A 14,488-nucleotide genomic window follows, 5' to 3' on the forward strand; every position below is an offset into this window, starting at 1 on the left:
AAAACAGAGTTAGCGAGAGAAGAAGAATTAGGTTAAGGCTCTCGCTAACTTAGGCGAGAGCGAGCCAATTGGGTTTTTCAGGAGGGGGAGGAGAAATATTGACTAAAAACTCCACTCGAGCATCTTCATAATGAAAGATGGTAGTGGCAATTGAAATGGTAAAAGTGGAATGTAATGCTGGAGAATGCGCCAAATGACAGACCCCACAATCAGAATCGTAGCTTGCAGAATCGCTAGCTGAGGCAATACTGACTGGCTTCTCATGCTCGTGATGTGAAACATGAGAAGCTGCTGCCTGCTCTTCTTGGCAGTAAGCAGAAACCGTAGCATAGGAGGTTTGTATCGATAAAGCTAGCAGGGCCAGAATTATCAGGATTTTTCTCATGTTTCTATTACAGCATATTTCTTAGTATTTTGCATTATGAGCTTTCTCAAAACGCTTAATGGATTAGCTTTGGATAAAGATGTTACCAACAGCTCATACCAGTAAAACACCTACGCAGGACGATTTTAGTGTTTCTTGGCGGTCCGGGGCGGAATCAAAAAAGGGCTTAGGATATCTGACTCTGCTTTAGACTATTCCACAACTATTTCTTCCTAAGGCTCAAATGGCTTGGATCATTACCAAATACTTACTCACTGCAGGAATGGTTGTATTCATTTCTGAGATAGCTAAGCGGAGCGATAGGTTAGGTGGCTTTATAGCAGCTCTGCCACTGATGACTTTACTAACACTTACTTGGCTATATATTGAAAACCAATCTGAAGAGAAGATAGCAAACCATGCCTATTACACCTTTTGGTATGTAATACCTACCTTACCAATGTTCTTACTGTTTCCATACCTACTTCCAAAGCTAGGCTTCTGGATGACCATGGCCACGTGTGTAGTAGCGGCAGTTATCTGTTTTGGCTTATTTTCCTTAGTGATGAAAAGCGTTGGGATTGAGCTGCTGTAGAAAATGTGCAGTAATTGCCTACACACTTTCTAGCATCCCCAACCGTTACTTAAAGTAACGCCTACAACTCCAAACCCAACCTTTAGTCTCAAAAGCTAGCTTTTTGTGACGTTTAGGTCTAGTTTAGGTTCTCTGGTTATGAGAGCAGACATCCAAAGAAAACCACTAGGATTTCAAGAGGTTACAGCGTCTCATTATCGGTGTGTGAGTATTTGTGTGACTAGATTAACAAGATCACAGCAAACACTTGCTCACTCTTTGGTTTTCAAAACCATAGGATCTTTGGAGCAACCGTTTAACACTTCGTTGCTCCAAGGTGGTTTTTGGTGAGTAAGCGTTACATAAAGTAACTACAGCCTCCCCTCATGATTATTCTGAGAATCGATACTAGACGCTTAGATATGTTAGCACTAGGAATTTGAATAATTGCAGTATGCTTAAGTGCATGTCTACGCGATCAGGTTAAGATCACTTTAAGCTAGCAGCGTCACTAAAAAGAGGTATTGCATGCATAAAATTAAACTTAGCTCTCTTAATGAATTAAAAAACTGGGTTGGTAAACAGCTCCCGCCCTCGGATTGGCAAACAATTACTCAAGAGCGTATTGATTTATTTGCCGAAGCCGGAGGCGATGACCAGTGGATACACGTAGACCCAGCAAGAGCAGCTAAAGATTCCCCTTTTGGAGTCACAATAGCCCACGGCTTCTTAACGCTCTCTCTCATAAGTAGATTTTTTACAGATACTGTTCTCATTGATGGCGTTACTTTATCTATCAATTATGGCGTTAATAAGGTTCGATTTACTGATCCGGTTTTGGTAAATGCTAAAGTGCGCGCTCATTTCACCCTAGCATCTCTCGAGGCATTTAAAGGCGGAGTGCAAATTATTTGGAATGTATCCATGGAACAAGAAGGCAAGGAACGGCCATGCCTCATCGCAGAATGGGTAAGCCGACGTTATGGGGAATTTGACGATGAAGCGTCGCAATAAAATTTCCTACTATGACTAAAGGAGCGCTATGGTCGCTGCGCCCAAGCACATTGGTCGCCAAAAGATATAAAGTGTTACTGGATATCAGCCACCCCTTTAAAGCAACTTCTAACTAAGCTTTACTTTAGCTTGAGGCCTGACTAAATCCGTAATGTCAAAACAGCTTCAAAGGCTATAAGCAATTTTCCTGAAATAATGCATTACTACTGACTAACATTGACCAGTACTCGCCCCCGGACACTTCCAGATAAAATTTCGTGAGCTACATCAATTGCTTTTTCAAGTGGTACTGTTTTAACAATCTCATTTATTTTAGGAAGGAGGGACATTTCTGAAAGATTTTTCCAGGCATCTTCACGAAGCTTTTTATTAGCCATCACACTATCAATACCAATGAGTTTTACTGCCCTTAATATGAATGGAGCAACGGTTAGTGGTAAATCCATACCCTGGGCCAAGCCACAGGCAGTAACAACACCACCATATTTAGTAGACGCACAGGCATTGGCAAGCGTTGTGGACCCTACAGTATCAATCACTCCTGCCCAACGCTCCTTCTGCAAGGGCTTTCCTTGATCAGAAAGCAGTTTTCGATCAATGACTTCCTTTGCACCCAAACCCATTAAATACTCTTTTTCATTTAACTTACCGGTTGAGGCAACTACTGCGTAACCAAGCCCCGCGAGAATTGCGACAGCAAAAGACCCAACGCCACCAGAGGCCCCAGTAACCAATATTTCGCCTGAATTAGGAGCTATTTCATGCTTTTGTAATGCCATGACACACAGCATGGCAGTGTAACCAGCAGTTCCAATGCTCATTGCATCTCTAGAGGTTAAGTTAGCAGGTTTCTTAATGAGCCAGTCTCCTGAAACTCTTGCAAGTTGAGCTAAGCCACCCCAATGCGATTCACCTACGCCCCATCCATTTAAGATAACCTGATCTCCTTTTACCCAATTAGCATGATTACTCTCAAGTACCGTGCCACTTAAATCAATACCAGGCACCATTGGGAACTTTCTAACAACAGGTGACTTACCCGTTATCGCTAAACCATCTTTATAATTTATAGTGGAATAATCAACTTTGACAAGCACGCCGCCTTCATCAAATTCAGGCAGAGCAGATTCCTCTAAGTTTTCAACCCTTGCCTCTGTTAATCCATCATTATTTTTGGTTAAGTAAATGGCTTTAAACATTTTTTCCTTATTTTTTTCTTGGATAGTTTTTTGGCTTAAGCATTTCATTCAGAAATAAATCGCCAACGTTTTTTAATGGCTTAACAGACTGTTCAAGTTTTGAGCACAACACAGCCCCCTCCCACGAACTCCAAAAGAAACTGGATAGCTCAGCAGAAGGAACTTTAGTTAAAATTTCACCCGCCTGCTTTGACTCTTCAATGCATTCTGAAAATTGGTTACGCCAATCCTTTATTACCTCAAGAAGTTGGGTTCTAAAACCATCCTCAATACTTGCCATTTCTTGCCCCAGATTTCCAATCAAACAACCTCTTTTGTATTCATACTTTTTTACCCCATTGGAAGCCTCTTTCACAAATTCCCTAAGCCTATCTAGCGGGCTATTCATTTCATTGCCTAAGATTCGACTTAGTTTTTTTGAAAAATATTTTCCATAATTTATGATTACTTCCAAGGCGAATTCTTCCTTACTATCAAAGTAATAATAAAAAGACCCTTTCGGAATTCCTGCAATGGAAACAATCTCGTCCAGGCTGGTAATAGTAAAACCTTTTTGAGTAAATATTTCGGTTCCAATATTTACAAGCTGTTGACGTTTTTTACTTCCTTTGCTCTGGGGGAGCTCTGTCGCCGAGGATCTTAAATCCAGCATTAAATTTATTTCCTTCAAATAAGGTTTTAAAAATTTGATTTTTTTGATTCTTTGTAATAAATTTAAAACTGAAATAGACGAACAGTCAACTTTAATTATCTTTTGCAATGCACCATTTATTTTGAATCTGAGGAGAGCAATATGAATAGACGGCAATTCATCCAAGCAAGTTCGATGACGGCATTATTTCCAGCATCACTTGCTTGGGGGCAGGGTAATTTTCCTAATCGCCCCATCAAGACTGTCTCTCCATATGCAGCTGGAGGGGGTCCAGATATACAACTTCGCCAAGCTGCCCCTCATCTAGGAGAAGCATTTAAACAATCCATTGTTGTGGAAAACAAAGTCGGTGCAGCCGGCGTCCTAGCTGCCCAGTTTGTCGCACAATCCAATCCCGATGGATACACATTGTTGCTCGGTTCTAATATTCAATTAATTCAAAAGATCCTAAAACCTGAACTTTCATTTGATCCAATGAAGGACTTTGCTCCTATTTGTAATATGTATTCCTCCCCTACCGTTATGGTTGTTAGTAGTGAATCGCCCTATAAGACGGTAGATGATGTAATTGCTGCGGCAAAGGCAAGTCCTGGAAAAATGAATTACGGCTCCGGCGGAATTGGTACATCAGCTCATATCGCAGGCGCAACATTTATTGCTTTGAATAAGTTAAATCTAGTACACATTCCACTCAAAGGATCAGTTGAGATTGCTGCTTCGCTTTTGCGGGGAGATACTCAATTTGCTTTTCCCATCGCTGGCACGGGCGTTCCTCTGGTTACTGGAGGAAAATTTAGAGCTTTAGCGGTTACCAGTAGAAATCGTTTGTCCCAGCTACCTGATGTACCAACGTTAAATGAGATCATGAAAAATGACCTCACTATTCAAGAATCTTGGTTTGGGATGTGGGCACCAGTGAAAACACCCTCGGATGTCATCAGCACTTTATTTTCAGGAATTTCAAAGGCACTCACTAGCGCCTCCCTAGCGCAGAGTTACGAATCTTCGGGAAATATAATTACACCAAGCCAAAGTCCTCAAGCTTTTACTAACTACATGATTAGTGAGAATAAGAAATGGGCTGAGATTATTAAACTTACCGGGATCACTGCTTAATGTCGGAGCCACTAAAGGGGGTCAAAGTAATCGACATGTCTCATGTCATTGCTGGCCCCTTTGCATCCCATTATTTATCGCAACTAGGCGCCGAAGTTATTAAAATTGAAAAGCCTGGAGTCGGTGATGTTATGCGGGCAAGCAAAAAGGCAACCGAGCCTGATTCAATTGCATTTACCGCTTTTAACGCTGGAAAAAAATCACTCGCAATTGATATTCGGACTGAAGAAGGCGCAAATATTATTCGCTCCCTTGCAAAAGAATCCAATATTTTTATAGAGAATTTTCGACCAGGTGTAGTAAAAAAATATGGCTTAGATTATGAGTCAATAAAAAAGATTAATCCTCAAATCATTTACTGCTCAATCTCTGGATATGGTCAAGGGGGCTCGTGGTCTAGTAGAGGGGGGTATGATCAAGTAATACAAGCTCTTACAGGGATGATGATGATGTCTGGCCCTGAAGATAGTAGCGAGCCAATTAAAATTGGATTTCCAGTAATAGATATCGCAGTAGGTATGTTGGGGGCTATTGCAATAAGCTCTGCCCTCTATCAGCAGAAAACGGCAAATATTGGCCAACATATCGAAACATCTTTAATTCAGGCTTCGCTGATGCTCATGTATCCATACATAACTGATTACCTGACGAATAAAGAGGTTCACAAACGAATCGGTAATCGCGGATATTCGGGCAGCCCAGGCTCTGATACATTTAAATGCAAAGATGGTTGGTTGGCCACTGCAGCAAATACCCCAAGTCAATTTAAAAAAATGATGGCTCTCCTAGGCATGGATGAAATTTGTAGTGATCCAAATGCCATTGACGTAAAAGCATTTAATGCAATTAATGGTGGATTTGTAAAGGCTAAAGATTCAACTTTAATTAAGCAAAAGATAGAAAAGGCTTTATCTGGAAAATCGGCCTATGAAATCGAAGAGGCTCTAAATAATGCAGGAGTGCCGGCTGCAAAGGTTTCAACACTGAGTGAATTTCTCGAAAGGGCTTTAAACGGAAATTGCATCAATTTACCGATCACTGATTTTGTAAGCACTACATCATCAGTTAAGACGCCTGGCCTTGGATTTACCTTTAACAATAACAACAGAAAAACCTTAAAAGGTGCACCAAGCTTAGGAGAAAATACTGAAGAGGTACTTAAAAAGTTAGGTCTCACCCAACAACAAATTCAGGGTTTAATTGAGCGTGACCTTCTAAAGTAATAATTTTTTTGAAGCATCTTATTGAATGCTATTACTTATTGAAGAATCGATCAAAAAAATACCAACCCGTAGGTTGGTATTTTCATTTCTGGTGGGCCCACCAGGACTTGAACCTGGGACCAAAGGATTATGAGAGCAGAAACCCAAGATAGACCCTTATAAAAAGAGGCTCTGCGGGTGGTCAATGTCGGTGTGTAAGTAAATGTGTAAGCAAATTCGTGGATTTAAAAGAAGTGTGGAGTCACTCTTTGGTTTTCAAAACCAAAGGATTTTTGGAGCAACCATCTAGCACTTCGTTTCTCCAAAGTTCTTTTTTTGAAGATTGATAAGCGTTTCTTTAAGTAACGCTTAAGAGGTATGCTTCTTGGAGAGAAATCAAAATCCGTTGCCCCAATTTCTAAAAAATTACTGTCACATTGTGTTGAATAGGTAGCCATGATGACTCCTAGTATTATTCGACTTAACAACTTCGGTACATCGCATGTTTATTAACTACGCTTTGAAAGTCGATTCAGAAAAATGAGCCCCAACACAGGGCCCGGCAGCAATAGCCAGGTGATGTATTGATTCATGAATGGTAAGACTACGGTACTGATTTGAATTGAGATCATCGTTATCGTAAAGCCAATCGCATTTTGAATAGTAAGTGCAGTACCGACGATTTCGGGTGGGCATGCTTGTGCTGATAGCGCTGAAAATTGTGGCGAATCAGCAACGACACTCATTCCCCAAATAGCCCAAAAGAGAATTTGTGCCCATAACGGCAATCCAGAAATCCATGGATACAGTAGACAACAAATGCCCGATAGCGCCAAAGCTGTTGAGGCAACTTTCACTCCCCCAATAGATTTGCTAAATTGCCCTCCAAGAAAGCAGCCAATTGCACCAATCCCGATTACAGAGAATGCTAGCCCCGATAAATGAATGGGATTTTGAATTGAATAGGTGCTAGCAATCAGAAATGGCACAAGTGCCCAGAATGCATAGAGCTCCCACATGTGACCGAAATATCCCAAAGCAGATCGACGATATTCTGAAATTGCAAAGAGTTCACGAAAGCCGCTTAGCTTGACTCGTGAAGCACTACCTAATTTAAGGTGGGGGCCATCTCCGAGCCAGAAAATCATCACCATTGCAACCAGAGCGAAGAAGGAAGACAAAAGAATGACCTCTTGCCAAGGCCAATCGACACCGAAGTAACGGGTAGCATGCGGAATTGCTGTTCCCAGCGTTAGCATTCCAACCAATTGAGCAATGCGCGAGCTCGCTTTTTGGGGGTCCCAGGTCATTATGAGCTTCATACCAATTGGATAGATACCGGCCAAACAAATTCCAACTAAAAAGCGTAAGCAAGAACCTACCAAAACACTGTCAGCCCAGACAGCAAATGCAGCGTTAAACAATGCCCCAAGCAGAGCACATGCAGCAAAAAGATGACTGGGCTTGTACCGATCTGCTATCCCACTTAAGGCAAAGACCAAAGTACCTGCCACAAAACCGAGTTGCACAGCATTGGTAAGTATGCCTATGCCTGCAAGATTAGTGCTCCACGAATCTATTAAATTGTCAGCCACTCCATTGATAGAAAACCACAAAGAGGTACCCATCAACTCCGCAATCACAATCAATAGCGAGGCTAAATTAGGACTTATGGGTCGAGAAGTTGTCGTATTAGTCAAATGAGGATAAAAAAATTAGGGGCAGTCGAAGCACCTTCATTATATTACGACCTAATTCCCAATACTAAAAAATATTTAACAATCTTTATTTAGATTTTCAATATCACGCTATTGATCTTAAAGCCATTAAGGCGTGCATTATTTGATCCAAACTAACAATCATTTGAGGCCTAAATACTCTCCTCGACCCGACGAATATTGAGAACATGAGCATCAAGCATCGCTTGTAGCTGAGAGCGAATATTCGGCTCTTGAATTCTTGGAATTAATTTTTCTAGACGTCGTGCTACCCATCCCTGCCCTCGATTCAAAAAAAGCAAGCGTTCCTTGAGATCTTCAATGGAGATCGCTTTTTCATAAAATTCACCCGTGGCAGTTGATGGCGAAAAACCGAGTGATCCAATAATTCCGAGCAACATCTTGCACCAGCGCACTTCATCGTGTTGAATATCGGTGACTAACGGAGCTAATTCGTGACTCTTTATTTGATTGGCTGTTTCCAAGGTTACTCGAGCGCCAGCCCTTTCCGCCTCCAGCAATTCATTTAGCGCAGCAATCAGTTCATCGCCGCTAATTGGATTTAATGCTGATAAATCATGCATATGTTGACCTCTTGTGAATGGGGTGCTTATTTCCTGGCAATATCTCATGTATTTGTGACCATTCTAGGGCGATTTGCTCATACTGCATATGAAAACAGCCAAACTTACCAAAATTGGGAGAGTGTCATGGCTCGGGACAGAATCGACCAGGGAAAAGGGTTCTTGACTCTAGCTCTGGACTGTCGTTTAAAACGACACGAATTGATAATGATTTAATTCTCTTTTCTATCTGATTGCTTTTTCAATTAACCGATTAAGGCGAATTAATTGCTTAAAGTCCTCAACCACCGATGACACCAAGTTTGAAGATGTGAATTTTGTGTCACTGAGTGTCTTTACAACTAAGAAGTTTTTGAGCATAAGCCAATCCATATCCGGATGGTTTGGATCAAAACCGCGTGGAGGGCGAGAGGCTACGTTCTCTCGAGAAAAATTTGTCTTAAAGCGTGACTTGAAAGCTGGGTCAGCAAATAAGGCATGGAAAGGCCGAGCATCTTTTGCTATCGCCTCCCTCATCTTTTTTAATTGGGGGCCAGATGGCATAAAGAGCCCACCGGCGACAACTACCCCCATGTATGGAGGGATATTGTGAAGAATGCCAAAGAATAAGTGTGGGTTTCTTTCAAAACGAGACTCAGAAGGTTTCGCAATCGAAATAGATAACCAGCTTTTATAGCAGGTACTGCCACGCACAATTTTATTGGCATTCTTTTTAATCCTACCAATTCCTTTTGTAGGAAAGTGATAATCTGGAACGCTACTTTGTAACGAAGTCTTAAGTCGCTCCGCTAAATCAATAAAAGGCTGCCTTACGAGTGTTTCGTAGCTTTCTTGATTCTTATCGAGCCAAGTTGGATCTGTTTGTTTACCAGCCTCAGTCATGAAAGGAAGAGTCTGCTTTGAAAATTTAATGCTCATAGCTTTTCCAATCTTGTATTGAATTAATCTAAATAAAACATGTTTCTCTTATTAGCTTCATTCTACTTAAAGGGGGCAGGTAATACGTGGAAGACACCAACCAACACAGAAACAAAAAAACCACCCGAAGGTGGTTTATAGAATCTTGGTGGCCCGGGACTGAATCGAACCACCGACACAAGGATTTTCGACCCTCTGCTCTACCGTCCGCTATTGGCCGCTTTAAGCGTGGCTTGTTACAGCTGCGCTGTCGGTTTCAGGAAGAAATCCATTGCCAACGCAACCACTGACGGCTCGATGCGGTGCGGGCCTTTGAATTCCAAGGAGGTTAAGTCATAACCTGCGGCCTTAAGTTTGGCTACGTGAGGACGGGCACTAGTTTCAATTGGCAGCTGCTCATCTTCCAAACCGTGAGCGATGAAGATGCGGGGTGTACCATTTTGCTGAAAGACTGACATAAAGCCTGCGGAAAATGCGATCACGTGGCTAACGACGTCGCCGTTGGTCACGCCTACTGAAAGCGCATAGCTGCCTCCGTCTGAAAACCCAGCAAACCCCAGGCGGCATGGATCGATAGAAAAACGTGACGCCACTTCGTGTAATGCTTTGTCCAGCCGCTCTAGGTCTGGGCCGTTACCACCCACGACCAAGTCCCAAGTCGGAAACTGAGACTGCGGCAGCAAAAGCAAAAAGCCATGCTGATACGCATGGTCGATCACGAATGGCAGCACTTTGTCGGCGCTGCCACCGGCGCCATGAAACATCACCAGCAGAGGGACTGGAACTCCAGGCTGCAGGCCGTCCGGCACGATCAATACAGCGTCGCGCTCACTAGCAATACCCAGGTCGTGACGACCAGCGGGCAAGGCTTGCTTGTCGGGTACGGTGCCGGATCGAAAACTGAGCCGGCCTAGTAGCGAATCACCCAGGAAGGACGTGTCAAACGGTATCATCTTAGACGAGTTTACCGATGCTGCGGAAAGCCGCGCACTGAGCAAAGACTTCCTCACTGAGCGACAAATTCCTGCCCTTGCAAAACTTGAGCGTCAGCTTGAGTAACTCTTTAATATCGCGGCCGCTGGCATCAGCGTAGGTTATTGCTAAGCACTCAACTAGGCCGTCGGGTAGTTCGGTATTGAACTGTTGCGCTAGTGATTTCCATAGTTGTTTTGCCTGCTCTTGAGTTGGTATCTCAAACTGGATGATGGCGATGCAGCGCGACAAGACGGCATCATCAATGTCGGCTACGCGGTTAGTAGTCATGAACAGCAAGCCATTGAAATACTCAAGGGTACGCAAGAACTCAGCCACGATAGCGTTATGCTGCAGATCGTTGTCGCGGCGGCGAATGTAGACGTCGGCCTCGTCGAGCAACAGCACCGAATCCCAGCGCGCCGCGCGGCGCAGGATTTTCGAAAGGTTGGCTTCCACTGAGCTTGCTGTCACGCCAAGTTGACCAGAATGCACGCGGTATAGTGGTTTCTCGACGACCTCGGCATAGACCTCTGCTGTCAGCGTCTTACCTAGGCCAGGCGCGCCTTTGCACAGGATAGTTGTGCCGCCCGACTTACCCTCCACAATGTCCTCCATCAGGAAGTTACGATCAGCGGTCAAGATATCAATCAAGTCGCGATGAGCATGCGGCAAAACCAGCTTGTCACGTAATTCCGGCTTGTAACGATACGCACTAACATTTTGTACATGCGCCCATATGTGGCGGTGGTAATCCAGGTGGAATAGGTGTAGATAGCAATGTTGGGGAATCCGTTCAAAACCCTCACTGATACCGCTTCCGCGCCAGAAGGTTGCATCGGCGGTGGTGTCAAAGTGACGTTCCAGCAGCTCTTCGTCATTTACGCAACGCGCCGTTGTGCCTGCCTGCAGCCGCATGCATTCGAGTTGTGGACGAGGCCCTTCGCTGGACATCCAGACATTGCCAAAAACAGTAAACTGCGCACCAAACTTTGGTTGCATCTGCATGAAACGCTTTGAGTGTGTCTCGTATTCATTTTTGAATTCTGCACATTCTTTGAAGTAACCATGACCCGTCATCAATTCGGGAATCGTGAAATCCAAAATATCCTCGGCATGAAAGCTAATGCTATTGGTCATGGCGGTGTACCTTAGCCTCGGATCGGCGACCGGCCCCCGTCCCGCAGCCTGCAAGGTATTGGCCAGCAGGCCGATGATGACGTAAGCTGCGCTATCGGCAGGCTGCACATGGCGCATAGAATGGACCAACCAAGGCTGTAACACACCGTCCTTGCCGAGCTTATAGAGCCAGCCATCGATCATGTCACGCGACAGCCAAGCGATCAGACCGGGGATTAGATGCTCTAAGCTGGGGATTTTTCGGGCAGCCGGTGCGGCATGGATATTGTCCAGCGCCAGCATTTGGAACATCAGCTCACGCTCGTTGGCCGTACGACACAGGTCGTAGAGTGTGTTAAGTGAGGTGGCATCGAAAAGGTGGCTGGGCACCACACGTTTGCCTCGGGAAAGGCCGTACTCGCTCAGCCGCTTAGCAAGCAGCGAATCTTCATTGATCGTTCCAAGTAGCGCATTGGCCAGGGTTTCTGGTATTTCGAATTCCATGGTTCTTTTTACTCTTTTAATAAATCATAGAAAGCTATATCTGAAACATGCTTGACTGCAGTCAATGCAAGCCAAAATAGGATCCATTTTGGGGGGACGGTATGCGCCTGAACCGGCTAAATCAAGCAGTTGAAAGCGCGGAAATACAAGGATGCCAATAGTAATATTATGCATAGGATTAACACTCTACAGAGCAAGCTAATTAAGCGCCATAACTGAATTAAATGATGCCCACATATGAAAATATTGTGCCGTATTTACACTCTAATATGGCTTAAATTGTCTGAACAGTAGAAAATAGACACAAATAGTTAGCTCATAAGACAACCATTACTTAAAATCACGTTTAAAAGACAAAACCCCCACCATTGCTGATGAGGGTTTGCTTTGCTGGTGGGCCCACCAGGACTTGAACCTGGGACCAAAGGATTGTGAGAATCAAGAGGTAAAATTAGTCGCGCTGGCATTCCCCCATTCTATGTATCAAATCATAACGCAATGAATCTTTGCTTTAGACTCAAAAAAATTGATCCCTCCGGATTAATGAGTTCATCAAATATCGTATAGTGGTTTGATTCCTTTAACACTTGAAAAAAACCGAACTGATTCGAGGTCTTTCTATATTCGGCGAAAGTCTGTGATTGACGTATCAACTCAGGTAATTCAGCGTCACCAACAAATAAATCTAAATCTTTCCCAAAATGATTAGACAAAAGAATTGGTGAGTTTTGTAATGAGGCCTCCGATGTTAAATTTAATTTGTCATTAATATAAGAAAGTCTCATGGGTTCTAAATCATAAATACCACTGATTCCTGTGCCGCCAATAACGCATGGCTCATTTAAAGCCATGGTGATAAGGTGGGCTCCCGCAGACCAACCTATAAGCCACATACCACTATGTTTTTTATAGTTTATTCCTGCTGATCTATGTATAGCGCGAATCCCACTTCTAACGTCGTTCACAATTTGGTCGATGGTGGCAAATGGAGCGAGGGTATATCCCAAAACAGCTACACTAAAACCCGCCTTAACTAAAGTAGGCGCTATAAAACTAAAATCATTTTTAGATCGATTTTGCCAAAAACCACCATGTACAAATACAATTAATGGCGCGTTATTACCAGCCAAAAATAAATCGTATGATTGATAATCACCTTGACCATAGGGAACCCCAATTAGTCCGCCTAATTCATTTCTAGCCAGCTGACTATTGAATGACCATGCCGCGATAAGATCAGCGCTATTAGGAACGGCAAGGGAATTGTTATAGGCCCTATCTAAATCAGTCTTAGAAAATCCATTCCACATAATTATCTTTCTGATATTAACAAATCAAAACTCAATAACAGAACGGATTTCTTTACCCTCTTTAAGCCTAGCAAGGCCTAAATTGATGTCCTTTAATCGAATGCGATTAGTGATGTACTCATCTAACATTAAGTTGCCATCAAGATAACTCTGGGCCAAAAACGGAAAGTCAACTAGGGGATTGGCCCCACCATAACTAGAGCGATGTATTTTCTTTTCACCCATAAGCGATCCCCAACGAAACTCAACCATTTTTTGTGTGGCAACCTTACCCAACCAAACAACTTGACCTCCCGGTCTCACCATTTCTAAACTCAAGCGAAATGCTGACTCACTACCAGCTGACTCAATCACATAATCAAGACCAATTCCACCGGTTAGCTGCATTATTTCCTCAATGATATCGTCATTAGCTAGAATCAAATCGGTAGCACCAAATTGCTTTGCAAATGCAAGCTTTTTTTCATCTCGATCAATAGCAAAAATGCGTTCCACCCCAGCAATTTTTGCGCCTTGAATTGATGAAACGCCAACGGCTCCGCATCCGATCACTCCGAATGTGGAACCTTTTGTAACCTGAGCAATATTGATGACGGCACCAACGCCTGTCATGACGCCACACCCAATCAAACAAGCTACATCAAAAGGAATTTCTTTTGAAATTCGTACCGCGCAGTCTTCCGTAACAACAGCGTATTCAGCAAAACTTCCTGCATACATCAACTGATGAATTGCAGTATTTTCTAAAAAGATTCTTGGTTTACCGTCAAAATGAAATGATTGGGTCACATTACTTCGGTACTGACTACAAATAATAGGCTGTTTTTTTTGGCAAAAGTAACACTTGCCACAAAACGGGTTCCAGGACACGATGACATGATCGCCTTTCTTAAGGGCGCTTACATCATCACCGATCCATTCGACAACTCCAGCAGCTTCGTGCCCAGGAATAAATGGGAGCGGAGTCCCCAAGGACCCCTCAACGGCCTCTAGGTCTGTGTGGCAAAGGCTAGTTGCTTTGATCTTAATCACAACATCGTTTAACGCAAGATTTCCAATACTTAATTTCTGCACTTGTAAGGGATCACCAATTGCACTCAAAACAGCACCGTCAAATTTCATGAGTTGGGGTCTTTTCTCGCGTGGTCAAAATGATTGATAGTCAACATCCATACATCTAATATACTGCATATATATATGTAAAAAGTCAACCCATCCTCATCGATGACTGACAGTGAATTG

The 14,488-nt window shown here is 43.2% G+C and carries 15 protein-coding genes; 4 read left to right on the forward strand and 11 right to left on the reverse strand.

Translation table 11 applies throughout. The features are described 5' to 3' along the window. Positions 1-49: 49 nt before the first annotated feature. Positions 50-385 (reverse strand): hypothetical protein, encoded by a 336-nt coding sequence (locus AOC34_RS08020; RefSeq protein ID WP_159074842.1) that lies wholly within the window; start codon positions 383-385, stop codon positions 50-52. Positions 386-608: 223 nt separating this feature from the next. On the opposite strand from AOC34_RS08020, the gene AOC34_RS08025 reads away from it, so the two are divergent. Both AOC34_RS08025 and AOC34_RS08030 read left to right on the forward strand, forming a co-directional pair. After that, entirely contained in the window at positions 609-959 is a 351-nt protein-coding gene (locus AOC34_RS08025; protein WP_108469576.1) for a DUF3147 family protein, read from the forward strand. A 507-nt stretch (positions 960-1,466) separates the two neighbouring features. After that, positions 1,467-1,952 carry a MaoC family dehydratase gene (locus AOC34_RS08030; protein WP_108469577.1) on the forward strand — a complete coding sequence of 162 codons (486 nt, stop codon included), beginning with the start codon at positions 1,467-1,469 and terminating at the stop codon, positions 1,950-1,952. Positions 1,953-2,155: 203 nt separating this feature from the next. Here the strand turns inward: AOC34_RS08030 and acuI are convergent, their stop codons facing one another. Together acuI and AOC34_RS08040 are read right to left on the reverse strand one after the other, a co-directional pair. Beyond that, on the reverse strand, positions 2,156-3,151 hold the full coding sequence (gene acuI, locus AOC34_RS08035; RefSeq protein ID WP_108470120.1) for an acrylyl-CoA reductase (NADPH): 996 nt from the start codon (positions 3,149-3,151) through the stop codon (positions 2,156-2,158). A gap of 7 nt (positions 3,152-3,158) precedes the next feature. Next, a complete protein-coding gene (locus AOC34_RS08040; protein WP_159074843.1) occupies positions 3,159-3,968 on the reverse strand; it encodes a TetR/AcrR family transcriptional regulator in 810 nt (269 codons plus the stop codon). Here AOC34_RS08040 and AOC34_RS08045 point away from each other — a divergent pair. Then, positions 3,945-4,919, forward strand: a complete 975-nt coding sequence (locus AOC34_RS08045; protein WP_108469579.1) for a Bug family tripartite tricarboxylate transporter substrate binding protein — start codon at positions 3,945-3,947, stop codon at positions 4,917-4,919. The two genes, AOC34_RS08040 and AOC34_RS08045, sit on opposite strands and share 24 nt — an antisense overlap. Beyond that, positions 4,919-6,142 carry a CaiB/BaiF CoA transferase family protein gene (locus AOC34_RS08050; protein WP_108469580.1) on the forward strand — a complete coding sequence of 408 codons (1,224 nt, stop codon included), beginning with the start codon at positions 4,919-4,921 and terminating at the stop codon, positions 6,140-6,142. The genes AOC34_RS08045 and AOC34_RS08050 overlap by 1 nt, the downstream gene beginning before the upstream one ends. Positions 6,143-6,366: 224 nt before the next feature. Here AOC34_RS08050 and AOC34_RS10265 read toward each other — a convergent pair whose 3' ends face one another. From AOC34_RS10265 to AOC34_RS08090, 8 genes are all read right to left on the reverse strand, one after another. After that, positions 6,367-6,579: a hypothetical protein gene (locus AOC34_RS10265; protein ID WP_159074844.1), complete on the reverse strand. Its 213-nt coding sequence runs from the start codon at positions 6,577-6,579 to the stop codon at positions 6,367-6,369. Positions 6,580-6,630: 51 nt separating this feature from the next. After that, a complete protein-coding gene (locus tag AOC34_RS08055; RefSeq protein ID WP_108470121.1) occupies positions 6,631-7,749 on the reverse strand; it encodes an MFS transporter in 1,119 nt (372 codons plus the stop codon). A 242-nt stretch (positions 7,750-7,991) separates the two neighbouring features. Next, on the reverse strand, positions 7,992-8,423 hold the full coding sequence (locus tag AOC34_RS08060) for a DUF6306 domain-containing protein (RefSeq protein WP_234408082.1): 432 nt from the start codon (positions 8,421-8,423) through the stop codon (positions 7,992-7,994). Positions 8,424-8,648: 225 nt separating this feature from the next. Next, positions 8,649-9,341, reverse strand: a complete 693-nt coding sequence (locus AOC34_RS08070; protein WP_108469582.1) for a DUF2461 family protein — start codon at positions 9,339-9,341, stop codon at positions 8,649-8,651. Positions 9,342-9,577: 236 nt separating this feature from the next. Continuing rightward, a complete protein-coding gene (locus AOC34_RS08075) occupies positions 9,578-10,294 on the reverse strand; it encodes an alpha/beta hydrolase (protein WP_108469583.1) in 717 nt (238 codons plus the stop codon). 1 nt (position 10,295) lies between these two features. Beyond that, the gene (locus AOC34_RS08080) at positions 10,296-11,936 is read right to left on the reverse strand and encodes an ATP-binding protein (protein WP_108469584.1); all 1,641 of its coding nucleotides are present in this window, start codon (positions 11,934-11,936) and stop codon (positions 10,296-10,298) included. 488 nt (positions 11,937-12,424) lie between these two features. Then, the gene (locus tag AOC34_RS08085) at positions 12,425-13,246 is read right to left on the reverse strand and encodes an alpha/beta hydrolase (protein ID WP_108469585.1); all 822 of its coding nucleotides are present in this window, start codon (positions 13,244-13,246) and stop codon (positions 12,425-12,427) included. 24 nt (positions 13,247-13,270) lie between these two features. Continuing rightward, the gene (locus AOC34_RS08090; protein ID WP_108469586.1) at positions 13,271-14,368 is read right to left on the reverse strand and encodes a Zn-dependent alcohol dehydrogenase; all 1,098 of its coding nucleotides are present in this window, start codon (positions 14,366-14,368) and stop codon (positions 13,271-13,273) included. Between the last annotated feature and the right edge of the window lie 120 nt (positions 14,369-14,488).

Origin of the sequence: Polynucleobacter difficilis (assembly GCF_003065365.1) — a bacterium.
GTDB classification, from domain to species: Bacteria; Pseudomonadota; Gammaproteobacteria; order Burkholderiales; family Burkholderiaceae; genus Polynucleobacter; species Polynucleobacter difficilis.